The following is a 24074-nucleotide window of genomic DNA, read 5'->3' on the forward strand; positions in this document are numbered from 1 at the left end:
CCCCGGAGAAACAGCATTGCTCCAAAACCGCCGGTAGGCCGGTATCGCCGCACGTCAGACACGTGGGTACGGCGGACCGTAGGAAGGAACCGATATCCGTGGCTCAGCGCGTAGTGGTCACGCTCTCCGACGACCTGGACGGCGGAGAAGCGGCGGAAACGGTCATGTTCGGCCTGGACGGGAGGGCCTACGAGATCGATCTCAATCCCGCCAATGCAAAGAAACTGCGCAAGGCCCTCGCCCCGTACGTCTCGGCGGGCCGCAAGCAGTCGAAGTCCGGTAAGGCGTTCCGGCACACCCCCGTCGCCCCCGACCCGGCGGCGGTCCGCGCCTGGGCCCGGTCGAACAAGATGGACGTGCCGGCCCGCGGTCGCATCCCGAAGAAGGTCTACGAGGCGTTCACCGCGGCGGGCTGAACCGGCCGCGGGCGCCTGCGGGCCGCCCGCTGAAGGAGCGGCGCCGGGGCCGCGTACTGGCGGCCCCGGAAGCCGAGTTGCATCGCACCCGGGGTGATCGGCTAGAGTCTGGAGCACGCCGAGGGGCAAGGCCGAAAGGCCCGGTCCACCGGAGCGTGCGGGTGTAGTTCAGTAGCAGAACGTCCCCCTTCCAGGGGGAAGGCGCAGTGTGCAATTCCTGTCACCCGCTCTGCATCGCTTACCGACCACTCTTGTGGATCAGGTAGAGTGGTGTTCGCACCGCCCGGTGAGAGCCGAGCGGCAGCAATGCGGACGTGGCTCAGTTGGTAGAGCATCACCTTGCCAAGGTGAGGGTCGCGAGTTCGAATCTCGTCGTCCGCTCAGAAAGCGAAGGCCCCGGTCATCAGACCGGGGCCTTCGTCGTGTTCGCGCCGTGCCCGCGCTCCCGGCCCCCGCTGACATTTGTCATGCCGACCGGTGACACCGCGCACTGCCCCGGGCCCCGCCGCGGCGGAACGCTTGGGGCATGCCAGATGTGATCGAGGTCGAGGAGCTGCGGCGCACCTACGCCGGGGGCTTCGAGGCCGTACGCGGAATCTCCTTCTCGGTGGCGCGCGGCGAACTGTTCGCGCTGCTCGGTACGAACGGCGCGGGCAAGACGTCCACCGTGGAACTGCTCGAAGGGCTCGCCCCGCCCAGCGCCGGAACGGTCCGGGTGCTGGGCCACGACCCGTACGCCGAACGCGCGGCCGTCCGCCCCCGCACCGGGGTGATGCTCCAGGAGGGCGGCTTCCCGTCCGAGCTGACCGTGGCCGAAACCGTACGGATGTGGGCGGGCTGCACCACCGGCGCCCGGCCGGTCGGCGAGGCCCTGGAGATCGTCGGGCTCGCCAGGCGCTCCGGCGTACGCGTCAAGCAGCTGTCCGGCGGGGAGAAGCGGCGGCTCGACCTCGCGCTCGCCCTGCTCGCCCGGCCCGAGGTGCTCTTCCTCGACGAGCCGACCACCGGTCTCGACGCCGAGGGCCGCCACGACACCTGGCGGCTGGTCCGCGAACTGCGCGACTCGGGCACCACCGTGCTGCTGACCACGCACTACCTGGAGGAGGCCGAGGAGCTGGCCGAGCGGCTGGCGATCCTGCACGAGGGGCGCATCGCCGCCGCCGGACGCGTCGACGAGGTGGTCGCCGCCCAGCCCTCGCACCTCTCCTTCGAGCTGCCCGACGGCTACCACCTCGGCGACCTCCCGCCGCTGGCCCGGCTCGGCGTCGACGGCCACGAGACGGAGGGCCGGACCGTACGGCTGAAGACCCGCGCGCTCCAGCGCGCCGCCACCGAGCTGCTGCTGTGGGCCCGCGACAGCCGCGTCGAACTGCGCGGCCTCGACGTCCGCGCCGCCTCCCTGGAAGAGGCGTTCCTGCACATCGCCCGGGAACAGGAGCAGACCCGATGAGCACCACCGCCGCACGGCCGGAGCTGACGGCGCCCGCGCCCGCCAGGTCCGCCACCCGGATGAAGGCGCTCGCCCGCGCCGAACTCACCCTGCTCGGCCGCAACAAGGCGGCCCTGTTCACCGCGCTGGTGCTGCCCGCGGTGCTCACCTTCTCCATGAGCTCCGCCGTCGACGGCATGGACCTGGCGGAGAGCGGGCTGAGTGCCGGGACGGTCCTGCTGCCCGGCTCGCTCGGCTACGTCCTGCTCTTCGCCGTCTACTCGGCGCTGACCGGCGTCTTCGTCGTACGCCGCGAGGAGCTCGTGCTGAAGCGGCTGCGCACCGGCGAGCTGCGGGACCTGGAGATCCTGGCCGGGGCCGCGCTCCCGGCCCTCCTCCTCGCCCTCGCGCAGTGCGTGCTGCTCGCGGCGGGCTGCACGCTGGTCCTGGACGTCGGGGCGCCGCGGGCGGTGTGGCTTGCGGTGGCCGGGCTGCTGCTGGGCGCCGCGCTGATGTGCGTGCTCGCGGCGGCGACCGCGGCCGTCACCCGCTCCGCCGAGGGCGCGCAGATCTCGGTGATGCCCGTGCTGCTGCTGTCGATGGCCGGCTCCGGCATGGTCGTACCGCTGGACCTGATGCCCGACGCGATGGCGTCCGTCTGCGAACTGCTGCCGCTCTCCCCGGCGATCGCCCTGATCAGGGGCGGCTGGACCGGCGCGCTGGACGCCGGTCAGGTGCTCGGCCATCTCGCCACGGCGGTGGCCTGGACCCTGCTGGGCGTGTTTGCTGTACGCAGGCGGTTCCGCTGGGAACCGCGGCGCTGACACAGGGGGATGACGGGTTGCTCGGTCGGATGCGGCGGATCAGCGGCTGGCGGCGGCGCTGGCAGGAGCGCAGCAGGATCCAGAAGATGGACCTGTACACCCGCCACACCATGACGGCGATGCTCTGGTTCTTCCTGGCCACCTGGAGCGTGCTGCCGCTGCTCGCGGCCGGCCACCGCAGCACTCCGGGCACGGTCTTCGGTCTGGCGCTGCTGGCGGTGAACGTCGCGCAGTGCGTGGTGGCCGGGCGCCGGATCGGCCCGGCCTACGACGAGTACCTCGGCCACGGCACCTCCCCCCGCCGGCTGCTGCTCGTCCCGGTCGTCCTGCTCGGCGTCGCCACCGTGCTGCTGGCGGCGGCCACCGCCACCGACGCCGACAGCGTCTTCCCGCTGCTCCTGATCGACCTGCCGATCCCGCTGATGATCCCGTACGCGGTGCTCGTCCCGGTCCGCACCTTCCTGCTGCACTGCCTGGGGTACGCGGCCCTGACCACCGCCGTCTTCGCCGCCGCCGGGGTGCGGGGCCCGCACCTCGCCGGGCCGCTGCCGATGCTGATGATCGCGGGCGCCCTGATGCTGGTCACGGTCCGGCCCGGCGCCTGGGGGCTGCGCAACATGTGGCAGGCCGAGGAGGCCAGGGACGTACAGGCGCGGCTGGCCGTCGCCGAGGAACGGCTGCGGTTCGGCCGGGACATGCACGACGTGCTGGGCCGCAACCTCGCGGTGATCGCCCTCAAGAGCGAGCTCGCCGTACAGCTCGCCGAGCGCGGGCGCCCCGAGGCGGTGACCCAGATGATCGAGGTCCAGCGCATCGCGCGGGAGTCGCAACGAGAGGTGAGGGAAGTGGTGCGCGGATACCGCGAGGCGGATCTGTCCGTCGAACTCGACGGCGCCCGCGGCGTGTTGGAGGCCGCCGGGATCGACTGCACGGTCACGGCGGGTGCCGCCGGGCTCTCCCCGGGGCTGCAGTCGGCGCTCGGCTGGGTGGTGCGCGAGGCCGCCACCAACGTGCTGCGGCACGGCAACGCCCGCCGGTGCGCGATCCGGCTCGCCGCCGGGGACGGGGCCGTCACCCTGACCGTGGAGAACGACGGGGTCGCCGACCTCGCCCCCGCGGCCCCCGGCTCGGGCCTCGCGGGCCTGCGCGAACGGCTCGCCCCGATGGGCGGCACCCTGGAGGCGGCCCGCGCCGGCGAGCGGTTCCTGCTGACGGCGACCGTGCCGCTGGGCGCCGCCCAGCCCGTCGAGGAGGTGGCCGTATGACGGCGTCCGGAGCCGGCGGCGCGACGGCGCCCGGCACCCGGGGGGCGGTGTCCGGCGCACAGGGGGCGGCGCCCGTACGCGTACTGCTCGCCGACGACGAACACCTCATCCGGGGCGCGCTCGCCGCGCTGCTCGGGCTCGAAGACGACCTCACCGTCGTCGCGGAGGCCGCGTCCGGGCCGGAGGCGCTGGCGATGGCACGGGCGCACCGGCCCGATGTGGCGGTCCTCGACCTCCAGATGCCGGGGGCGGACGGTGTGAGTGTCGCCACATCCCTGCGGACCGAACTGCCCGGCTGCCGCACCATGATCGTGACCAGCCACGGCCGCCCCGGCCACCTCAAGCGGGCGCTCGCGGCGGGCGTGCGCGGCTTCGTGCCGAAGACCGTCAGCGCCCAGCGGCTGGCGGAGATCATCAGGTCCGTACACGCGGGAAACCGCTATGTGGACCCGGAGTTGGCGGCCGACGCGATCTCCGCCGGGGACTCCCCGCTGACCGCGCGCGAGGCCGAAGTGCTGGAGCTGGCGGCCGACGGGGCGCCCGTCGCGGAGATCGCCGAGCGCGCCGGACTCTCCCAGGGAACCGTCCGCAACTACCTCTCCTCGGCCGCCACCAAGCTCGGTGCCGAGAACCGTCATACGGCGGTGCGTCTCGCGCGCCGCCGCGGTTGGGTATAGTTAGCGGCGCGCTACGGCGCATGCGGACGTGGCTCAGTTGGTAGAGCATCACCTTGCCAAGGTGAGGGTCGCGAGTTCGAATCTCGTCGTCCGCTCAGTACGAAGCCCCCGGTCGGATCTCCGACCGGGGGCTTCCTCGTTCCTCAGCTCCAGCTGTTGCCGGTCAGCTGCTCGTACGCCTCCACGTACTTGGCGCGGGTCGCCTCCACCACGTCCTGCGGCAGCGGGGGCGGCGGCAGCTCGCCCCGGCGGTCCCAGCCGGAGGCGGCGGAGGTCAGCCAGTCGCGCACGTACTGCTTGTCGTACGAGGGCTGCGCGCGGCCCGGCTCCCACGTCTCGGCGGGCCAGAAGCGCGACGAGTCGGGGGTGAGGACCTCGTCGGCCAGCACCAGGCGGTCCTCGCCGTCGACGGTCTCGAAGCCGAACTCGAACTTGGTGTCCGCCAGCACGATCCCCCGGTCCCGGGCGATGTCCCGGGCGCGGCCGTAGACGGCGAGGGTCGTCTGCCGCAGCAGCGCGGCGGTCTCGGCGCCGACCTGGCGGGCGACCTCCTCGTAGCTGACGTTCTCGTCGTGGTCGCCGACGGCGGCCTTGGTGGCGGGCGTGAAGATCGGCGCGGGCAGCTCCGAGCCGTTGCTGAGGCCCTCGGGCAGCGCGAGGCCGCAGACCGTGCGCGACTCCTCGTACTCCAGCAGGCCGGAGCCGGTCAGATAGCCGCGCGCCACGCACTCCACCGGGACCATCCGCAGCGACTTGCAGATCAGGGTGCGCCCGGCCCAGTCGGCGGGGGCGCCCGGCGGCAGCTCCGTGGACAGGACGTGGTTGGGGGCGATGTCGGCGAGCCGGTCGAACCACCACAGCGAGAGCTGGGTCAGCACCCGGCCCTTGTCGGGGATCTCGGTCGGCAGCACCCAGTCGTACGCGGACATCCGGTCGCTGGCGACCATCACGAGGTCACCGGCCTCGTTCTGGTAGAGGTCGCGCACCTTGCCCGTGTGGAGGTGGGTCAGGCCCGGGACCTGAATCGGCTCGGGCTTTTCTACAAATCCGGACACGGTTCCTCCGCGTAGATTGATCCAGGAGCGCTTCTGATTCTCTCCCACCGGGCGAGTACCCGGTTACCGGGGCTCCGCCCGGCCGAACCTCGCGGCCGAACCCCACGGCCTGGACCCCTCTAGTCGCGCTTGCAGATGCGGTCCAGCAGATTGGCCGTGGCGCGCTGGACGCGGGTGTCCGTGTGGCCCGGGCGGTCCAGCGCCGGGGACCAGGCGAAGGTGCCGGAGGCGAAGACCAGCGCGCCCGAGGGGGCCCGGTACAGCGAGGTCTCCTGGTGCCGCAGAGCCCCCTCGCCGTCCCGGTACGGGGAGTGGGCGAGCAGGATGCGGTCCTGGTGCTCGGGCAGGGCCGTGCGCGGGTAGTACCGGTCCGCCTCGCCCGCCACCAGCCCGGCGATCTCGTCGCCCTCGCCCGCGCCGGTGGCCTCCCACAGCCAGTGCCGGGCGTTGCGCACCACCATCGGCGACGGCTCGGGCACCCGCCCCGCGTACTGGATCCCCAGCAACTGCTGTTCCGGGCGGGCCACTTCGCGCCACAGCGCCGGGCGCCCCGGGCCGCGCCGCTTGCGGCAGGTCAGCAGCCGGTCGGGGACGCCGGAGGCCGAGGGGGCCAGCTCCACCTGCCAGTACAGGGTGTTGGCGGAGAGGAACACCAGCGACGTGCCGGACTCCCGGGCCAGCTCGACCGTGCGGCGCATCGGGGCCGACCAGTACTCGTCGTGGCCGGGGAAGACCAGCCCCCGGTAGCGGGTGGGGTCGACGCGCCCCGCGTGCAGATCGCGGGCGTCGGCGTACGCCAGGTCGTAGCCGTACCGCTCGGCCCACCGGATGAAGTCGTACGCGTGGCCCACGTGCAGGGGCAGGCCCGCGCCCGCGTACGGCCGGTCGAAGGAGACCGTGATGGCCGCGTCCTCCTCGCCGAGCAGCCGACCCTCCTCGTCCCACGCGTGGTAGAGCGAGGCGCCGGTGCGGCCGTCCTCGGGGAAGAGGTTGTACGCCTGCCAGGTGATGTCCGGGAGCAGCAGCAGCAGATCCGCCGGATGGCCGTCCCGCACGGTGAACGGGATGTGCGACCGGTACCCGTCGACGGTCGTGAGCACCGCCACGTACGCGCCGATCGAGGCGTACGCCGGGACCTGGTAGCGCCAGGAGAGCCACCAGTGGTGGCAGGAGACCGTCCGGTCGGCGGCCAGCGGCGCGGGCTGCACGATGCCGGCGAGCCGGGGGGAGGTCGCGATCTTGGCGGCGCCGTCGCCCCCGTAGTGGCCGATCCGGTAGATGTCGACCGTGAACTGCTGGGGCGGGTCGACGGTGATGTGGAAGTCGATCGCCTCGCCCGGGGCGACGGCGCCGGTGGAGGCGAAGCCCTTGATCTGCTGGCGGACGTCGTCGGCGGTACGGGGGCCGCCCGCGGCCTTCCGCCCGGCGGAGTCGACGTACCAGGGCACCACGTGGCCCGTGTCGTCGAAGTAGTGCTCGCCGCCTCTGAGCCAGGGCAGGGGGCCCTGCCCGAAGGGGTCCGAGACGGCGTGTGCGAGCGCCCCCGACTCCCAGCGCCGGATCTGCTCCGCCCCCATTGCCACGTCCCTCCCTCGCGCCCCCGTCGGTCGATGCCCGGCCTCCAGCACATCACATAACGCACTCGCTCCGTCACCGTTCGTCGCGAAAATATTTCCGGGACGCGGTGCGGCGGCTGCGGCGCGGAACCGGCCGCCGACCCAGCTCGCCTGCGGGCCGGCGGGGGCTGCTCGCGCAGTTCCCCGCGCCCCTGGGGGTTCGTTCACCTGCGGACCGCGGTGGGCTGGCCGCGCAGTTCCCCGCGCCCCTCTTGGGCCGGATCTTTGCCTGCGGGCCGGTGAACGCTCCTCGCGCAGTTCCCCGCGCCCCTGGGTAGCCCGTCGCCTGCGGGCCGGTGGGACTTGCTCGCGCCGTTCCCCGCGCCCCTATCGGGCAGGGACTTCGTCTGCGGAACGTGCGTGGCTGGTCGCGCAGTTCCCCGCGCCCCTAGGGGGTACCCGGTAGCCGGAGACGTCAGCTCAGCCACCGCCTTCAGGGGCGCGGGGAACTGCGCGAGACGCGGGCACGGTCCGCGGACGAAGGCGGGTTTCCAGGGGCGCGGGGAACTGCGCGAGAAGCGACCACGGCTCGCAGACGGACGAGGCTTTCAGGGGCGCGGGGAACAGCGCGACCAGCCCGCCACGGTCCGCAGGTGAACACGAACCCCCAGGGGCGCGGGGAACGGCGCGAGCGGCCCAGCACGGTCCGCGGACGAGCACCCCGCCCGGCAGGGGCGCGGGGAACGGCGCGAGCGGCCCAGCACGGTCCGCGGACGAACGCCCCGCCCGGCAGGGGCGCGAGGGTGGAGAGGGGCGCGGGGCGTTGCCCCGCGGGTCATACCAGGCGTACCGGCTTCTCCGGCCGCACCCCCATCGCCACCAACCACCGCCGCAACGGCTCCGCATCCCCCTCCTCCAGAAGGGTCAGCACCCGCGACGCCATGTCGCTCTTGCGCTCCCCGTCGACCAGCAGCGCGGGCCCGTCCAGCCAGTCCAGCCCCGGCGCCGCCCCGGCCGTGTCCACCGCCGCGCAGCACACCATCGCCGTGACGTGGTCGGCCAGCAGCTCCCGGCCGCTCCGGGGCGGCTGGAGCGGGAACAGCGGCACGCAGTCCTCGCCCCACACCTGCGCCCGCACCGGCGGCCCCGCCGCCTCCTCGCCGGCCACCTCGGCCGCGATCCCGGCGGCCAGCGCCTCCCCGTCCCGCCCGGCCAGATGCTCCAGCACCCGGGCGAGCGTCGGCGCGCCCGGCTCGGCGCCGCGCCGGGTGCCCATGCCGTCCAGGACGCGGTGCAGCCGGGCGGCCTCGGCACGCCATTTGCGGTCGACGACCTCCTCCGGATAGTGCTGCCAGTCCACCGGCGACCAGTCGGGTCCGGGCTCGGCCGGACCGCCGTGGAACAGCCGGGCGGCGAGCAGCGAGGCCGCCTCGTCGGCCGCCCCCGGCTCCTCCAGCAGATCGCACGCGGGACGCTCGCCGAGCCGGGACGCGAACCCCTCCGCCAGCCGGTCGCGCCGGGACAGCTCGGTCAGCGCCGAGACCACCCCCGCGTCCAGCCGGGACGGCCAGCGCCCCATCCGCCAGGCGGGCAGCGCCACCCGGGTCAGCAGCCGGTCCCACCCCGCGTACGCGAGGCCGACCTGTTCCTGGGCGACGATCCGCAGCCCGTAGTCCACGCTCTGGGCGCGCTCGGAGGCGGCGGCGGCGACGCCCCGCTCCATCTCGGCGGCGTGCTCCCGGCAGCCGCGCAGCAGCAGCCGCGCGACGGGTCCGACGAAGCCGAGCAGCAGCCGCGGCCCGCGCCCCGCCCCGGGTCCGCTGGTCACGGCGACGGCCGCGTCCAGGCCCCTCACGAAGCGGCGGGCGGAGGCTATGTCGGGGTGGGCGGAGGGCCCGGTGCCCGCCACCACGGGCGCCAGGATGGCCCGCAGCTCGCCGACGCGCATCCACCACAGGAACGGCGAGCCGATGACCAGGACGGGCGCGGCCTCGAACCGGCGCCGCGCGCCCGGCCCCCGCCCGCCCGCCGCCGTGGCGTGCGCCGGGTGCGTACGGTCCTCCAGCCAGCTGTCGCAGTCCGGGGTCAGCGCTATCGCCGACGGCGCCGGCACGTCGAGGCGGTCGGCCAGGTCCCGCACCAGCCGGTACAGATCGGGGGCCGCGGACTCGGCCAGGTCGACCGTGGGCGACAGGGCGGGTCTGGCCCGCACGATCACCGCGGCGACCGCCGCGGCGGCCACCAGCACGAGCGCCGCCGCGCCCGTGACGGCCCAGCGCGCGGTGTCCCAGCCCCGGCCGTCGATGTGCCCCTGCGCGTCCGCGACGAGCAGGACGACGGCGACGGCCGCCGGGAGCAGGACCACGGCCAGCGCCCTGCTGCGCACCCGCAGCACGGCCAGCGCCCGCGAGCGCGCCGACCGCGCGCCCGCCTCACCACCCGATCCGGTAACGGACACGACCGGACGTCACCCCCTCTGCCCTGCGTCGGCTCTGCTGTCGGCGTTGCTCACTCCCCCACTGTGGCACCCCCCACCGACATCGCAATGCCGGTGACCCAAGTGCCGGACCGCTCCCGCCGCACCCTAGTTGGGCCGCCGGTACCCGTCATCCGGATGGCTCACCCGTCACTCGATGGAATGGCTTTGGGGTGGGGTTCGTGGACCGGGACCGTATGCGATCAGGGGCCGCCGAGGGGCAGGCCGAACCCGGGCGCCCGCGCAACCGCGCACGTACAAAAGGCCCGTCGGCCCGCCCCGCGGGCCCCGACGCGTACGCGAGGGTGCCGCCGTACGCGAAGGTCCGGGGCGCCGCCCCCGCAAGGGCGCGCCCCGGACCTGGGGTTCGCGTGGCCGCGGCGGCGGCCCGGCTCACGCCTGGGCGTCGGCCGCCTTGCGGGCGATGTCCGTGCGGTGCTGCGAGCCGTCGAGGCGGATGCGGCCGACCGCCGCATACGCCCGCTCGCGCGCCTGCGCCAAGTCCGCCCCCGTCGCGGTGACCGAAAGGACCCGTCCGCCCGCGCTCACCACGGCGTCCCCGTCCCGGCGGGTGCCCGCGTGCAGGACGTACGCGTGCGGCGCGTCCACCGCCGCGACCTCGTCCAGGCCCTCGATCGGGTCGCCGGTGCGGGGCGTGCCCGGGTAGTTGTGGGAGGCCACGACGACGGTGACGGCCGCGTCGTCGCGCCAGTTCAGCGGCGGCTCGCAATCCAGCGTCCCGTTGGCCGAGTTGAGCAGCACGCTCGCCAGCGGCGTCTTGAGGCGGGCCAGCACGACCTGGGTCTCCGGGTCGCCGAAGCGCGCGTTGAACTCGATGACCCGCACCCCGCGCGAGGTGATCGCGAGGCCCGCGTACAGCAGGCCGGAGAACGGCGTGCCCCGGTGGCGCAGTTCGTCCACGGTCGGCTGGAGCACGCTCGCCATGACCTCGTCGACCAGCTTCGGGTCGGCCCACGGCAGCGGCGAGTAGGCGCCCATGCCACCGGTGTTGGGGCCCTCGTCGCCGTCGAGCGCGCGCTTGAAGTCCTGCGCGGGCTGGAGCGGCAGCACGGTCACCCCGTCGGTGATCGCGAAGAGGGAGACCTCGGGGCCGTCGAGGAACTCCTCGATGACGACCCGGTCGCAGGCGAGCGCGTGCGCCCGCGCGACCTCGACGTCCTCGGTGACGACGACGCCCTTGCCCGCCGCGAGGCCGTCGTCCTTGACGACGTACGGCGCGCCGAACGCGTCCAGGGCCTCGTCGATCTCGGCCGGGGTGGTGCACACGTAGCTGCGCGCGGTCGGCACGCCCGCGGCGGCCATCACGTCCTTGGCGAACGCCTTGGAGCCTTCCAGCCGGGCCGCCTCGCCCGAGGGGCCGAAGCAGGGGATGCCCGCGGCCCGTACGGCGTCGGCGACCCCGGCGACCAGCGGCGCCTCGGGCCCGACGACCACCAGGTCGCTGTGGAGCCCGGCCGCGAGGCGGGCGACCGCCGCGCCGTCCAGCTGGTCCACGGGGTGGAGTTCGGCGACCTCCGCGATCCCGGCGTTGCCGGGGGCGCAGTGCAGCGCCGTCACGTCGGGGTCGAGGGACAGGGAACGGCACAGGGCGTGCTCGCGGGCGCCGCCGCCGATGACAAGGACCTTCACGGCAGCCAGCCTAGCCTCAGTGGCGCGATCTCCCTCGTACGGGTCACCGAACCCCGTATCGCTACTCGTTCGTATATTCCTCCACCACCGTCGCGCCGAGCTCGCGCACGATCAGGTCGTGGCCGGAGAGCGCGTTGTCCACGAGGTCCGGGTCGTCGTCCTCCGGGACGTCGTCCTCGGGCCGCACCGGGGGCGCCTCCCGCACGGCCGGGGGCGCCTGCTGGTGCGCGGGGGCGGGGGGCGGCGGGGACTGGGGTGCGGCGGGCTGGGCGGACGGGGCGGGGGCCTGCGGGGCCGGGGCGTGGCCGCCGCCCTGGGGGGCGCCGTAGCCGCCGGAGGGGGCCGGGGCGCCGTAACCGCCGGAGGGGGCGCCTCCGTAGCCGCCGGACGGGGCGCCGCCGCCGAAGTTGGCCGCGGCGGCCGGGGGCTGGGAGCCGCCGGACGGGTCGATGATCGCCTCGACCTTCCACTGCACCCCGAAGCGCTCGCCGAGCACCCCGCGCAGGACTTCCTCGCTGCCGCTGCTGGCGAAGTTGTCGCGCGCGCCCGCGTTGATGAACCCGAGCTGGAGGGTGGTGCCGTCGAATCCGGCCACCTGCGCGTTCTGGCTCAGCAGGATCCAGGTGAAGCGGCGCTTGTTCTTCACGGCCTCCAGGATGTCCGGCCACATGTTCCGTACGTGGACGGCGCTGCCGGGGCCGCCGCCCGCGCCGGGGGCCGGGGCGGGCGCCGGGGCCTGCGGGGCCTGCGGCTGGGCCGCCGGGGCGGGCTGCCCCGGGCTGGAGGCGGAGGGCCAGGCGCCGGGGCCGGACGGAGCCGCGGCCGGGGCGGCGGAACCGGAGCCGGAACCGGTGGCGCCGGGCCACGCGCCGGGGCGCTGGGCGCCGCCGGGCTGGGCGCCGCCGGTGGGGCCGCTGCCGGTCGGGCCGCTGCCGGGGGTGGCGGCGCCGGGCCACGCGCCCGGAGCGGCGGGGGCCTGCGGGGCGGGCTCCGCAGCGGCCGGGGGCGCCTGGACAGGCGACTGAGCAGGCGGCTGCACGGGGGGAACGGGCTGGGCGGGCTGGGCCGCCGGGGCCGGGGCGCCCGGAGCGGCGGCGCGGGCCGCCGCGCGGGCGGCCTCGGGGCCGGTGGCGCCGCCGGGGACGCCCGAGACGTCCGGGGCGGGGGCGGAGTGCGGCGGCATGGGCGGGTGGGCGCCGGGCCCCGGCACGTACCCCATCGCCGGGCCGTTGCCGCCCGCGGCGCCCGGCTGGAAGTGGGCGCCGCGCTCCAGCCGGTCGAGCCGGGCCTGGAGCGAGCGCTCGTCGTCGTACGCCGCCGGAAGCAGCACGCGCGCGCAGATCAGCTCCAGCTGGAGCCGGGGCGAGGTGGCGCCGCGCATCTCGGTCAGCCCGTTGTTGACGAGGTCGGCGGCGCGGCTGAGCTCGGCGGCGCCGAAGACGGACGCCTGTGCCTGCATGCGCTCGACCACGTCCACGGGCGCGTCGATCAGCCCCTTCTCGCCCGCGTCCGGGACGGCGGCGAGGATCACCAGGTCGCGCAGCCGCTCCAGCAGGTCGGCGACGAACCGGCGGGGGTCGTTGCCGCCCTCGATCACGCGGTCCACGACCTCGAAGGCGGCGGCGCCGTCACCGGAGGCGAACGCGTCCACCACGGAGTCGAGCAGGGAGCCGTCCGTGTAGCCCAGGAGCGAGGTGGCCATGGCGTACGTCACACCGTCGTCGGCGGCGCCGGCGAGCAGCTGGTCCATCACGGACATCGAGTCACGCACGGAACCGGCGCCCGCGCGCACGACCAGCGGCAGCACGCCGTCCTCGACGGGGATGCCCTCGCGCCCGCAGACCTCGCCCAGGTACTCCCGCAGGGTGCCGGGCGGGACGAGCCGGAAGGGGTAGTGGTGGGTGCGGGAGCGGATCGTCCCGATGACCTTCTCGGGCTCGGTGGTGGCGAAGATGAACTTCAGGTGCTCCGGCGGCTCCTCGACGACCTTCAGCAGGGCGTTGAAGCCCGCCGAGGTGACCATGTGGGCCTCGTCGATGATGTAGATCTTGTAGCGGCTGCTGGCGGGGCCGAAGAACGCCTTCTCGCGCAGCTCGCGCGCGTCGTCCACACCACCGTGGGACGCGGCGTCGATCTCGATGACGTCGATGGAACCCGGCCCGTTGCGCGCCAGGTCCCGGCAGGACTGGCACTCGCCGCACGGCGTCGGCGTCGGCCCCTGCTCACAGTTGAGACAGCGGGCCAGGATCCGGGCGCTGGTCGTCTTTCCACAGCCGCGCGGCCCGCTGAACAGGTACGCGTGATTGACCCGGTTGTTCCGCAGCGCCTGCTGCAGCGGGTCGGTGACATGCTCCTGCCCGATGACCTCGGCGAAGGACTCCGGGCGGTAGCGGCGGTACAGCGCAAGGGACGACACACCTACGAGGTTATCGGGGCGCACCGACAACGGAGTCCGCGTCGCCGTACGGCGGGGTGGGCGGGGCCGTACGCGGGGGCGAGTCGGGGAAGGCCGCCCCCGCCCCACCCGGCCGCGCACGCGGCCACCCGGGGGAAATCCCACGGCCCGGCGCCCACCCGCCCGGGAACGCAAGCGCCCCCCACGCACCCGCCAGAGCCGACCTACCCTTGCTGCCTTCCGGCCCTGGGGGAGTTCAGTCAGATAGCGCCACGTGAGGGGCTCCGCACAGGGTACCCGATCCCCGCCGGGGGAACGAGTTCGCGAGCACCCCTCAGCGTCTTGTATTGTTTGCCGCGGAGGATTCGCCTAGTGGCCTAGGGCGCACGCTTGGAAAGCGTGTTGGGGGCAACCCCTCACGAGTTCGAATCTCGTATCCTCCGCCAGTGCCTCACCGGGCACGATGTCGAAGGGCCCCCCCGTTCGCGGTGGGGCCCTTCGCCGTTCCTCAGCCCTCGTTGTCCTGGTTTTTGTCCACAGGGGCCGTCCCGGGGGCTCCCCAGAGGGCTTCTGCGATCTTCCGGGCCACGTCCTTGAGCATCGCGTCGGGCACGTGGAGGTACCGCGCCCGCATGCCGGCGGAGGTGCCCGGCTCCCACCCCATGATCTGGTCGATGACGCGGTCCGGGACGCCGAGCAGCATGAGCACGGTGGCGGCCGTGTGCCGAGCATCATGCAGCCGGGCGTCCCGCACCCCCGCGTCTTCCAGCATCCGCTTCCAGTCGTGGTAGTCCGTGTTCGGGCTCAGGGGCCCGCCCAGCGGCTTGGTGAACACGTACTCCGATGCGGTCCACAGGTCACCGGCCGCCGTGCGCTCACGCGCCTGCGTCTCGGCATGCGCACGGAGCATGACGACGAGCGGTCCCGGCAGGGGCACAGCGCGCCGGCCCGCGCGCGACTTGGTGTTCTTGGTCTCGCGCCGGACATGCACCCGGTCCGGGCAGTACCCCGCCTTCCTCCCGCACGGCGAGGCTTCCGGGCAACCGTGCCCGTACTTGGGGCGCAGCCGGTTCCGGCGCAGCTTCAGGTACTCATTGGCCAGGTCGACGTCGGACCAGCGCAGCCCGAGCGTCTCCCCTTGCCGCAGTCCGAGCGCCAGCGCCAGCACCCAGCGCGCGCTGTTGCGGCGCTTGTTGGCTTCCAGCAACAGGCACTGAACCTCTTCCACGGAGTAGGGCTCTACCTCGGATGCGTCCTCTTCCATCCGAGGCGGCTTCGCCAGTGAGGCAGCGTTCTTCGCCGCGTGGCCGCGCCGTACCGCCTCTCCCAGAGCGGTTCGGGCGGTGCGGTGAGTTTGATGGGCCGTACCGGCCTTGCGTGCCCCGTTGGCCTGCATCCGGCGGTACAGGCTCTCCAGGTGCTCGGGTTCCAGGCGGTCGAGCCGATGCTTGCCGACACCGGGCACCAGATGAACGCGGACGGCCACCTCGTAGCCGTCGTAGGTGTTCTCACTGACCGTGGGCTTGGCGATGTTCTCGACCCAGTGCTGAAGCCACTTCTCAACGGTCCACGGCTTGCCGGGCTGGCGCGCCGAACCGGCGTCACGCTGCTTCTCCAGCCTTTTGACTTCCTCCACCAGCTCATCGCGCGTCTTGCGCGTCGTGTGGCGGCGGTACGGCTCCCCGGTGTCCTTGTAGCCCATCGGCACACGGGCGTGCCAACGGCCGTCTTTCCCGAAGTAGATCGCGGTTTCGCCGTTCGCACGGCGGGTGCCCTTCTTCTCTGCCATGGGCAGGGCTCCTGCTTCCTTGTGTGTCGGGATGGGGCCGGGGCGGCGGGCTGTCCTGTCCGGGAGTGCCGCCGCCCCGGGCGTTGTTTGAGGCTGTTCTCAGGCTTCGAGGGCGATGATCGAGTCGATCCGGATCGCGACCGCGCCCCCTGACGCCAGCGGCCAGGTCACGAACGTCGTGGCGACCGACTCGGTGAGGGCGGCGGACTCCATGAGCGCTTCCAGCCGGTTGACGTGTTTCTCCAGGCTGTGGCCGTTGGCGAGTACGACCGCCTCGCGTTCCTGCTGGCCAACGACGTAGCGGATGATGAGCCGCGTCGACTCGAACTCGGGGTCGTAGAACATCAAGTGAGGCTCCTTCGGATTTCTCATGCGGGCACTAGGCGGCGCGTTGGGCGGTACGGAGGCGGGCGACGTATGCGGCTGGCGCGTCGGCGGGGACGCGGCGGAGGCGGCCGACGGGCACGGACTCCAGCTCTCCGGAGCGGATGAGCGCGTAGCACGTGGTCCGGCCGATGCGGAGGCGGCGGGCGGCCTCTTCGACCTTGAGGAGAACCAGGGTCGGGTCTTCGGTCGGGGTCAGGGGAAGGGTGGTGGGTTCGTCCACGGCTCACTCCTGTGAGGCTGAGTTCATGGGCAGGGGCCGCCGCACAAACCGCAAAATCCGCAGAAAAGCCGGGAGGGGCCGTTGACCTGCGGCGATGCGGTGTGCGGGCGGGGGTGGGCGGTGCTCCGCAGAAATCCGCGATATTCCGCAAAAATCAGGGGCGGCGGCCGGCCGTCCCCGGGGGCGGGGCGGCGCTCGGTTTTTTGCGGAATTTCGCGGGATTGTGCGGCGGGCCCTCGTCCGGGGTCGGCGTGGGGGCCCGCCGCAGGTCAGCGGCGGTGGCCGGGGTTTCTGCGGATTTTGCGGTTTGTGCGGGAGGGATTGTGCGCGCGGCCGGGGTCACCGGCCGCCGTGGTGCAGGGACGGGTGGGCCAGCAGGCGGGGTGCCGGGGGCCGTCCGCGCCTGCCGGTGCGCTCGGGCTGGTAGGACCGCAGGTATCCGTGGTCTTCCAGCAGCGCGAGGGCCGGTTCGAGATCAGCGACCGTGGGCACCTCGCTGCGGGACAGCACGCTGAAGACGTCCCGTCGGCTGACGTCCTCCCATCCGTTGTCCCGCAGCACGTCCAGCACGCTGCGGGCGCGGGAGAGGACCGGGTCGGCGCCCATGACGTCGAACACGGCGAGGGCATGGGCGGTGTAGTACCCGCCCAGCTCGATGGCCGCGCGCATGGTGGCCTCGGTCACTGGGCGGGCGTAGCCGTTGCCGCCGTGTGCGGCGAGGTGCAGCAGCGCGGCCATGCGGGCGGTCGCCCCGGCAAGCTTTCCGGCCCAGTTGGAGATGTGGCCCAGGCTGCCGCCGCGTGCCTTGAGCTGCGGTTCGATGTGCTCCTGATAGGCGATCAGGGTCGTGTCCGCTTCCGGGGTGAGCTGGATGACGGCCGGGTCGGTCCACTCCGCCAAAGAGAGGGTCAGGTCGATGACCCGGGCGGTGTAGGCGGCGGCCGTCTCTTCGGGGACCGGGGCGGTGATGATCTCGCGGTCACCGACGGTGGAGACCGGCAGGGAGTACAGGAAGCGGGCCAGCAGTCCGCGCCCCTCGAACCCCTTGACCTTCCCGATGTCGCGCAGCACGTCCGGCTGTACGGCGAGGCCGATGGTCAGCGCGGGGGCGTCGATGTACTCGCGGCGGGTCTGCCGGTTCACCCGCAGCCGGTCCCCGGCATGCCCTTTCAGGAAGACTTCCATGTTGGGGGCGCCGGAATAGCGGCCGGCGATGATGTCGAAGATCCCGCCCTCCGCGCTCATCACCGACAGCCGCCCGCCCTGTTCGGCCATGAGTGAGGTGACCGTCTCGGGTGTCGAGTCGTCCGCCAGCAGCACCGGTTCGGCGGGGACGGTGAGCGTGTCGGCGGTCTGCGCGAGGCCGACGGCGGTGGCCACCATGTCGTCGTGCTTGTCGCCGTCGGCGGACGCGGCCTTGGCGGCGGCCTTGTCCGCCGCTTCCTTGGCCAGCCGCGCCGTCAGCTCCGCTTCCACGATCACCGGCTTCATGGCGGTCTTGAGCTGCTTCTCCGCCTCATAGAGGGGGTCGGTCAGCAGGGCGAAGACGGCGGACTTGCGGTTCGCGGGCGGGAGCGCCACCACGGTGTAGAGGTTGGTGGGCTCGCGCCAGTTGCCGCGCACGTGGACCACCGACCGGCCGCCGGCCGCCGTGGCGAGGACGGCGAGGGCGACCGATCCGGCGAGGTCCACCGGGGTCTGCGTCTCCTGTGCGACGGCCGTCACGAACTCCGCCAACCAGGTGGGGAGGACGTGGGCGGGGAACGGGGGACGCTCACGGCGGCCGGTGAGGGGAATGGGGTCCTCCCACACGTCCGGTGTCGTGTCCTCGCCGGGCGGTTCTTCCAGGGTGGGCAGTCCGTCCCACAGGTTCGGGCTGTCCACAGGCTGTGGGGTCATGAGGCCGCCCTCCCTTCAGTGGTGGTGTGGGGGCATTCCCCGGCGCGGACGCGGGCGGTCAGCCGGATGACGGCGGCGCGGCCCCGGGAGCGTTCGTGCTGCCCACAGGCACAGAGCCAGTCCGCAACGGGGATGTCCTCGCACTGGATGTGAAGCCCGGGGGTGATGCCGGTGACAGCGATCGCCTGCGGGTCAGAGCCAACGGCAGAAAGGACGCCCTTACGGGCGGCGACCTTTGGTTCGCCCACGACCGGCCTCAGTGGGCGCCGGACAGCGTCGAGAGGGCCGTTCGTAGGGGTTCGGGATGCATTGTTCATGCGGCACGCCCCACGGCCGTCTCCAGGCCGTTGGCGACCGCGCGACGCGCGTAAGCCTCCGGGACGCCCACCGAGACGGCGGCAGTCACGATCTCTTCTCCGATCGCGGCAAGGCCGCACGGTCCGGGGCACGCGGTGTGCTGTGCGGCGAGGAACCGGGCGACGCCGAACGCCTGCGATCCCGCGCCGGATTCCGTGCGGGCCCGAACGAGGGCGAGGCCGCGTTCGAGACCGGCGCGGACGTAGCGCTCGGTGTGGCGGCACCCGGTGGCCACGTGCCGCGACCAGGTGGCGCGGCCGGGACGAGAAGAGGCCACCTCCCGCGGGGCGGGGGTGGTCTCTTCCTTCGCCACCAGGGCGCGCACGGCCGCCGGGAGGACGGCCATACGGCCGCCTCCGGGACCGAGCCAACGGGCGTAGGACATGAGGGATTTGATGTCCACTCCAGTCCGGACCGCGTTGTGCGACCGCATGGCGCCCCGGTAGATCCAGTGCTCACCGCGCGTCGTCGGCACGGTGCGGGTGGCGGGCAGGCTCTCGCGGGCCCATGCGACGGCCGCCGCATTGTCGAGATCCACCACGGTCAGCCCGGCCCCACCAGGGTGGTACGCCACAGCCACGGCGTGATGCCACGACGTGGCCCATGCGGGCGAGGTGAGAGCGTGCGGGTCGGTGGTCGCGGCGGCCCACGCGTGGCACGGCGCCGGGCACCGGCAGGGGCCCTCCGCCTTCATGTTGGGCCGGCCGCCGCACGCGTTCTGCTTGCACGTGCGGCAGTTGCCGAACGGAACCTTGCCCTGCCTCAGCGGCAGGACCGGGATGCCGGCCGCCGCGAGGGCGAGGGCAGCCCGTAGGACTCCGGGGGTGGTGCTCATGCCGCTGCCCTCCCTTCCAGGGCGAGGAACTGGGTGGCGATCCACTCGGTGTAGGCGGGGGGAACGGCCTGTCGGGCTTCGATGTTGGTCATCCAGGTGCAGCCCATGGCGTCGGCATAGGCACGCTCGCCCTTGTGCTCGAACGCCAGCAGACGTTTGTGGTGCCAGCACGGCGGGACCAGGTCCCCGCCGCCGCCCCACGACGTCTCGAACCCACGGTGACGCCGGACGTTCAGCCCGAACTGAGTCCCGCACAGCAGGTAGTCCGGCCTCAGCGGAGCCTCGGGCACGTTCTCGATAACCCACGGCAGCCCCGAGGCTTCCAGCCGCGCGCGGCCGGGGGTGAGCAGGTCGGGGTGGTCCGCACGGCTTCCGCGCCACGCGGTGACGCGGGCGAAGTGCTGGCACGGCCACGACGCGTGGACCAGGTCGAAGCCGTCCAGCGGGAAGGTGAGGGCGTCGGCCTGGTGGAAGGTGAAGGGGTAGTTCGGCTGCGGGCGGTTGTCGACGCCCACGACGTCAAACCCGGCCAGGTAGTAGCCCATCGAGAGCCCTCCCGCCCCGCAGCACAGGTCCAGCGCCCGCAGGGCGTTCGGCCGCCGCAGCGGCAGCACACGCGCGTTCACGCGGCCACCCCCAGCACCGGAGCAGGGACGGCAAGCCCGGCAAGCGCCGCGCGGCCGACCCACGCGGTGTAGGAGGGCGGGATGCACTCGCGGATGCCGTCACGGTTCATCCACGGCACCCCCAGCACCCTGCGGGCCAGGTCGACACCGGAGAAGTTCCCGACGAACTGGCCGTAGTGGCCGGGCGGCACAGGGCGCCCCATCTTGGCCTGCGGCACCAGGTGCACCGCGTGCACGGGCTGGGTGAGCGTGAGGCCGCCGCCCGGCTCGAAGAACCGGTGACGGTAGTTCTCCAGCCCGGACATGGTGCCGCACAGCATCACCGGGCTGTTCAGCTTCGGCACCGCACCCCGCACGTTCTCGATCACCCACGGCCGCCTGGTCGATTCCAGGACGGTGCGGGTGGGGGCGATCAGGTCGGGGTGGGCGTTGCCCTGGATGCGCTGGCATGCGCTGTCGTGCTGGCACGGCGGGGACGCGTGGATGAAGTCGAACCCGGCGCCGTACTCGCGGATGAAGGCGACCGCGTCCGCCTGAACGAAGGTGAAGGGGTAGCGGGGCTGCGGGGCGATGTCGACGCCGGTGACGTCGAACCCGGCGAGGTGGTAGCCCATGGATGCCCCGCCCTGGCAGCAGAACGCGTCCAGCAGACGCGGCCGGGGCACTCGCCCCGATCGAGTGGCAGGGGCCAAGGGGCCCTCGCCGTACGCGCGCAGTTCGGTCATGCTGTAGGTCTCCTGTTCTGCTACGTCGGGATTCGGAGACCGTGGGCGGCGGGCTGTCCTGTCCGGGAGTGCCGCCGCCCACGGGCGTAACTAGCCGTAGAACGTGTTCCGCTTGATGACGGCCTTGCGGATGTTGACCGTTGTTCCGCCGCCGTGCCCGCTCGCGCTGAAGACCTGTACGGCGATCCAGCCGCCGAAGACGACGGCGGCCAGGATGATCAGCTGGTGGATGAACGCGGCGAGGGCCGCGAGGAACGTGGTCAGCAGGACCAGGCCGCCGCACACCGCACCGAACCCGATGCCTCCGAGCGCGATGTTCACCGCCGCCCGCGAGGCAGTCGGCTTGACGGCGACCGGTTCGGGCTTGGCGGGCTCGATGGCATAGCCGGTGACGACGCGGCCGTCGGGCAGGACGACGCTCGCCACGGCCGGGATGGTGCCCGGCTGCACGGGCACCAGGGGCGCCGTGTGCGCGGGGGCGAGCGGGGCGGGGGTGCGGACGTGGACGGCCGCCGTCTCGTGTGCGACCGGGCGGCCGTACGGGGTGGGTTCGTTCACGGTGCTGGTCCCCCTTCGGGTCAGCGGCGGATGCCGGGTACGGCGTCGGTGAAGGCGGTGACGAGCTGGTTGACGGTGTCGGCCGCGCCGGTGTGGGCGAGGTAGAAGCCGAAGAGCGCGACGGCGACGGCGGCACCGGCGCCGACGGCCTTGAACCGCAGGAGCAGCACGACGGTGACGGCGAGGAGCAGAACGAGCGGGACGGTGAGGGTCACGGAATCTCCCGGCGGGTCAGCGGGTGCCGGCGCGGTAGGTGCGCGCGGCGCGGTTGTAGATCCAGCGGCCGACGCGTATGCGCTTGCCGGTCGCGTCGCAGCGGCGGCAGTCCTTGCCGCGCTTGGCGTTGCCCTTGCGGTCGGTCTTGATGGCGTGGCCCATGCCGGCGCACTTGCGGCAGTCCCCGAACGGGCTCAGCCAGCACGTGAAGCTGTAACCGAGTGTGACGGCGAGTAGGCAGGCGATAGCGAGGAGAGGGAAGCTCATCAGGGCCTCTCAGGCGGGGTTTGGAGGGTTTCCGCAGTTCGGCCGCTAGCCGCTAGCAGCCTGATCAGGGGCGGTTTGGGTCGCTAGCAGGGTCGCTTGCGCAAGCGACCCGTGGTGCTTACGCAAGCGACCCCGGGGGGACCTATCCGGCGTCCCTCTTCTGATTGCGCTGGGTAATCGCGGCGGCCATGTCGTCGCGCTTGATGCCGCGCTTGTTGACCACCTTGCCGTCGATGCGGCGGCTGATCTGTTCCGTGGCCACCCCGTGCGGCTTGAGCGCGGCGGTGAGCGCTTCGGCCTTGGGCTTGGGCTCCAGCTCAGCCCACGGGCCGTAGACGTCCGGGCGCAGGTCGGCAAGGCGGTCCACGATGGTCTCCGACCACACCTTGGTCTCGCCCTTGCCGAGCACGGCCGCGACGTCGTCCAGGATCGTCGCGGACGTCTCCAGTGCCGGGGCCTCGCCGGCCGCGTCGCCCGACAGGGTCCCTTCGGCCTCGCGCAGGGCGGCGGCGCGGGTCAGGATGCGGTCGGCGTCGCGACCGTCGGCGAGGTAGGTGCGCACGATCCCGGAGTCGTCCGACATGCCCTTCAGCAGACCGACGCCCTTGTGGGACTTGAGCAGCTTGGACGCGTCCAGGCCCTCGCTGTAGGAGCCGGCGCCGAGGATGGTGTCCGAGACCTGGTAGGCGCCGACCCGCAGGGCGAACCGGGCCTGGTGCTGGTCGCGCAGCTCCGAGGGGCACGCCTTGTCGTCCGGCTTCTGCGTCGCCGTCATCACGCTGACGCCGACGGCCGGGGCGACCCGGGCGAGGTAGACCATCAGGGACAGGGTCTCTTTGCCGTGCTCGGGGTGGGTCAGGTACTCCTGGACCTCGTCCACCACGAACAGGACCAGGGGCATGTTCAGCTTCTTGTCCCGGCTGATCTCCGGGGTGAGCTTGCCCTCCGGGCAGACATGCAAAGGCAGTTCGGACAGCCGGTGGTAGCGGTCTTCGACATCCGCCTTCAGCTCCCGCAGCGAGGTCAGCAGATGCTGAACCGGGTCGAACCCGCTCTTGGGCACGATCCCGAACCCGATGCGGTGGGCGACCTTGGTGAACGTGCGCCAGTCCGGCGACGCCTTCCCGTCGAACACGTACAGGCGCACGTACGGGTCCAGCGCGGCGGCGAGTGCGATCGTGCGGGCGGAGAACGTCTTGCCCTGACGCGGCACGGCGCCGACCAGCAGGGACAGCCACAGCATGGTGGCCATGACCGGGTTGCCGCGTTCGTCCACGCCCCACGGGAACGGCTTCCAGAAGTCCACCCGCGTCGCCCCCAGCAAAGGCGACTTGCCGGAGGGGACGGCGAGCGGGTCGCGGTCGGCGATCCAGTACGACACCCTGCGTCCGCTGGTCTCGTCCTTGTCGAGGAAGAGCTGCGTGGGGGCGATGTCCATGCCGGAGGCGAGCCGGGCGTGGGCCTTCATGGCGTCCTCGAACGTCTTGCCGTAGGGCAGATCCACGACGACCCGCCATCCGTCGCCGTCCCGGCCGATCGGGCGCGGGAAGCCGATCGTCTGGTCCTTGCTGGTCAGCCCGGCCACCTCGTGGGCGCGGATGACGATGTCCGAGGACAGCTTGCGCTTGCGGAACGTCACCTTGGCCATGTCGATGAGCGGCCGGTCGGCCGGCGCTCCGACCGCGCCGAGGGTGGTGGTCATCGCGGCCATGGCCAGCATGAGCAGCCATGAGGGTGCCATGACGTACAGGGTCAGGGCGGCGGCCAGACCGATGACGGCGCCGATCGTCGCCACGATCCCGCGCAGCCGGACCCGGTCGTTGCGCTGGCGCGAGAGCTTCAGGTACTCCGCCGCGTCCTCGTTGGCCACGGCCGCGAGCCGCAGGCCCTTGCCCTCCGCGTCGAACACCCACCGGCCGATCGCCGTCGACCACCGCCACGCGCCCCGCGGGGAGTACAGGCAGATCTTCGGCGTGTAGACCAGCGGCAGGCGGATCGCGTGATAGCCGGCCACGGCGGAGTAGTGCCGCACCGCCCACTTGCGCACGGCCTTGCGCTGGTCGGGGAGCTTCACCCAGTCCGGCAGGACCGGCATCCTGGCCTTGTCCTTGGCTTCCATCCATTCCGCGACCGAGGGCGGGTAGACCTCGCGCGGCGGGTCCACCGGCGCCCCCTCGGCCAAGCCGTCGGCCTCCGGATCGTCGGTGTCGGGGAGTTCGGCCTCCCACTCCCCCGGCTTCACCACACCCTCACCGGGGGCGGTAGGGGCGGGGGCTGGTGTCTTCTTCAGCGGGAACGGCAGTACCTCCGCCGTCCGCTCCTCGGTGCTCTCCGGGTCGTCCGGTGTCAGGAACTCGGGGTTCTCCGTCACGATGTACGCACTCCTTCGGGAGTCGAAGGGTCCGGCCGGCTTGCTGTGGAAGGTCGGGCGGCCGGGCCCGTGAGAAGAGAG

21 protein-coding genes, 4 tRNA genes and 1 other RNA gene are annotated in these 24074 nt (G+C 73.0%); 9 read left to right on the forward strand and 17 right to left on the reverse strand.

Annotation, left to right across the window (positions count from 1 at the left end; genetic code table 11):
• Positions 1–98: 98 nt before the first annotated feature.
• The 8 genes from AB5J87_RS16835 to AB5J87_RS16870 all read left to right on the forward strand — a co-directional run bounded on the left by AB5J87_RS16835 (position 99) and on the right by AB5J87_RS16870 (position 4706).
• Positions 99–416: an Lsr2 family protein gene (locus tag AB5J87_RS16835; protein ID WP_369377538.1), complete on the forward strand. Its 318-nt coding sequence runs from the start codon at positions 99–101 to the stop codon at positions 414–416.
• 157 nt (positions 417–573) lie between these two features.
• Positions 574–645: transfer RNA gene (locus AB5J87_RS16840), tRNA-Gly, on the forward strand.
• 79 nt (positions 646–724) lie between these two features.
• Positions 725–797, forward strand: a tRNA-Gly gene (locus AB5J87_RS16845).
• Positions 798–942: 145 nt separating this feature from the next.
• Positions 943–1866: an ABC transporter ATP-binding protein gene (locus AB5J87_RS16850; protein ID WP_369377539.1), complete on the forward strand. Its 924-nt coding sequence runs from the start codon at positions 943–945 to the stop codon at positions 1864–1866.
• Positions 1863–2669 (forward strand): ABC transporter permease, encoded by an 807-nt coding sequence (locus tag AB5J87_RS16855; protein ID WP_369377540.1) that lies wholly within the window; start codon positions 1863–1865, stop codon positions 2667–2669. Before AB5J87_RS16850 ends, AB5J87_RS16855 begins: the two co-directional genes overlap by 4 nt.
• Positions 2670–2698: 29 nt before the next feature.
• Positions 2699–3934 (forward strand): sensor histidine kinase, encoded by a 1236-nt coding sequence (locus AB5J87_RS16860; protein ID WP_369377541.1) that lies wholly within the window; start codon positions 2699–2701, stop codon positions 3932–3934.
• The gene (locus tag AB5J87_RS16865) at positions 3931–4611 is read left to right on the forward strand and encodes a response regulator (RefSeq protein ID WP_369377542.1); all 681 of its coding nucleotides are present in this window, start codon (positions 3931–3933) and stop codon (positions 4609–4611) included. The genes AB5J87_RS16860 and AB5J87_RS16865 overlap by 4 nt, the downstream gene beginning before the upstream one ends.
• A gap of 22 nt (positions 4612–4633) precedes the next feature.
• Positions 4634–4706: transfer RNA gene (locus tag AB5J87_RS16870), tRNA-Gly, on the forward strand.
• A gap of 48 nt (positions 4707–4754) precedes the next feature.
• On the opposite strand, the gene AB5J87_RS16875 is transcribed toward AB5J87_RS16870, so the two are convergent.
• The 6 genes from AB5J87_RS16875 to ffs form a co-directional block, all read right to left on the reverse strand.
• The gene (locus tag AB5J87_RS16875; RefSeq protein ID WP_369377543.1) at positions 4755–5666 is read right to left on the reverse strand and encodes a phosphoribosylaminoimidazolesuccinocarboxamide synthase; all 912 of its coding nucleotides are present in this window, start codon (positions 5664–5666) and stop codon (positions 4755–4757) included.
• A 119-nt stretch (positions 5667–5785) separates the two neighbouring features.
• A complete protein-coding gene (locus AB5J87_RS16880) occupies positions 5786–7243 on the reverse strand; it encodes a N,N-dimethylformamidase beta subunit family domain-containing protein (RefSeq protein WP_369377545.1) in 1458 nt (485 codons plus the stop codon).
• Between the two features lie 814 nt (positions 7244–8057).
• The gene (locus tag AB5J87_RS16885) at positions 8058–9680 is read right to left on the reverse strand and encodes a hypothetical protein (RefSeq protein WP_369377546.1); all 1623 of its coding nucleotides are present in this window, start codon (positions 9678–9680) and stop codon (positions 8058–8060) included.
• A gap of 411 nt (positions 9681–10091) precedes the next feature.
• Complete coding sequence (purD, locus tag AB5J87_RS16890; RefSeq protein WP_369377547.1) at positions 10092–11348, reverse strand: phosphoribosylamine--glycine ligase; 1257 nt, start codon at positions 11346–11348, stop codon at positions 10092–10094.
• Positions 11349–11409: 61 nt separating this feature from the next.
• Complete coding sequence (locus AB5J87_RS16895) at positions 11410–13764, reverse strand: DNA polymerase III subunit gamma and tau (protein ID WP_369377548.1); 2355 nt, start codon at positions 13762–13764, stop codon at positions 11410–11412.
• 167 nt (positions 13765–13931) lie between these two features.
• An RNA gene (gene ffs, locus AB5J87_RS16900) (signal recognition particle sRNA small type) lies at positions 13932–14030 on the reverse strand.
• A 71-nt stretch (positions 14031–14101) separates the two neighbouring features.
• Between ffs and AB5J87_RS16905 the strand changes: the two genes are divergently transcribed.
• Positions 14102–14189 (forward strand) — tRNA-Ser (locus AB5J87_RS16905).
• Between the two features lie 62 nt (positions 14190–14251).
• Here the strand turns inward: AB5J87_RS16905 and AB5J87_RS16910 are convergent.
• The 11 genes from AB5J87_RS16910 to AB5J87_RS16960 form a co-directional block, all read right to left on the reverse strand.
• Positions 14252–15532: a tyrosine-type recombinase/integrase gene (locus AB5J87_RS16910; protein WP_369377549.1), complete on the reverse strand. Its 1281-nt coding sequence runs from the start codon at positions 15530–15532 to the stop codon at positions 14252–14254.
• A gap of 99 nt (positions 15533–15631) precedes the next feature.
• Positions 15632–15877, reverse strand: coding sequence for a hypothetical protein (locus AB5J87_RS16915; RefSeq protein WP_369377550.1), 246 nt, complete (start codon positions 15875–15877; stop codon positions 15632–15634).
• Between the two features lie 34 nt (positions 15878–15911).
• Positions 15912–16139, reverse strand: coding sequence for a helix-turn-helix domain-containing protein (locus AB5J87_RS16920; protein WP_369377552.1), 228 nt, complete (start codon positions 16137–16139; stop codon positions 15912–15914).
• Between the two features lie 339 nt (positions 16140–16478).
• A complete protein-coding gene (locus tag AB5J87_RS16925) occupies positions 16479–18023 on the reverse strand; it encodes a YfjI family protein (protein ID WP_369383558.1) in 1545 nt (514 codons plus the stop codon).
• Positions 18024–18351: 328 nt separating this feature from the next.
• The gene (locus AB5J87_RS16930) at positions 18352–19230 is read right to left on the reverse strand and encodes a bifunctional DNA primase/polymerase (protein ID WP_369377553.1); all 879 of its coding nucleotides are present in this window, start codon (positions 19228–19230) and stop codon (positions 18352–18354) included.
• Positions 19227–19856: a DNA cytosine methyltransferase gene (locus AB5J87_RS16935; protein ID WP_369377554.1), complete on the reverse strand. Its 630-nt coding sequence runs from the start codon at positions 19854–19856 to the stop codon at positions 19227–19229. The genes AB5J87_RS16930 and AB5J87_RS16935 overlap by 4 nt, the downstream gene beginning before the upstream one ends.
• Positions 19853–20470, reverse strand: coding sequence for an SAM-dependent methyltransferase (locus AB5J87_RS16940; RefSeq protein WP_369383559.1), 618 nt, complete (start codon positions 20468–20470; stop codon positions 19853–19855). The genes AB5J87_RS16935 and AB5J87_RS16940 overlap by 4 nt, the downstream gene beginning before the upstream one ends.
• A 201-nt stretch (positions 20471–20671) precedes the next feature.
• On the reverse strand, positions 20672–21139 hold the full coding sequence (locus AB5J87_RS16945) for a hypothetical protein (protein WP_369377556.1): 468 nt from the start codon (positions 21137–21139) through the stop codon (positions 20672–20674).
• A 20-nt stretch (positions 21140–21159) separates the two neighbouring features.
• The gene (locus AB5J87_RS16950; protein WP_369377557.1) at positions 21160–21354 is read right to left on the reverse strand and encodes a hypothetical protein; all 195 of its coding nucleotides are present in this window, start codon (positions 21352–21354) and stop codon (positions 21160–21162) included.
• Positions 21355–21370: 16 nt separating this feature from the next.
• Positions 21371–21622 (reverse strand): hypothetical protein, encoded by a 252-nt coding sequence (locus AB5J87_RS16955; RefSeq protein WP_369377558.1) that lies wholly within the window; start codon positions 21620–21622, stop codon positions 21371–21373.
• A gap of 142 nt (positions 21623–21764) precedes the next feature.
• Positions 21765–23993, reverse strand: coding sequence for a cell division protein FtsK (locus AB5J87_RS16960; RefSeq protein ID WP_369377559.1), 2229 nt, complete (start codon positions 23991–23993; stop codon positions 21765–21767).
• Positions 23994–24074: the final 81 nt, after the last annotated feature.

This window comes from Streptomyces sp. cg36 (assembly GCF_041080675.1).
GTDB lineage: Bacteria > Actinomycetota > Actinomycetes > Streptomycetales > Streptomycetaceae > Streptomyces.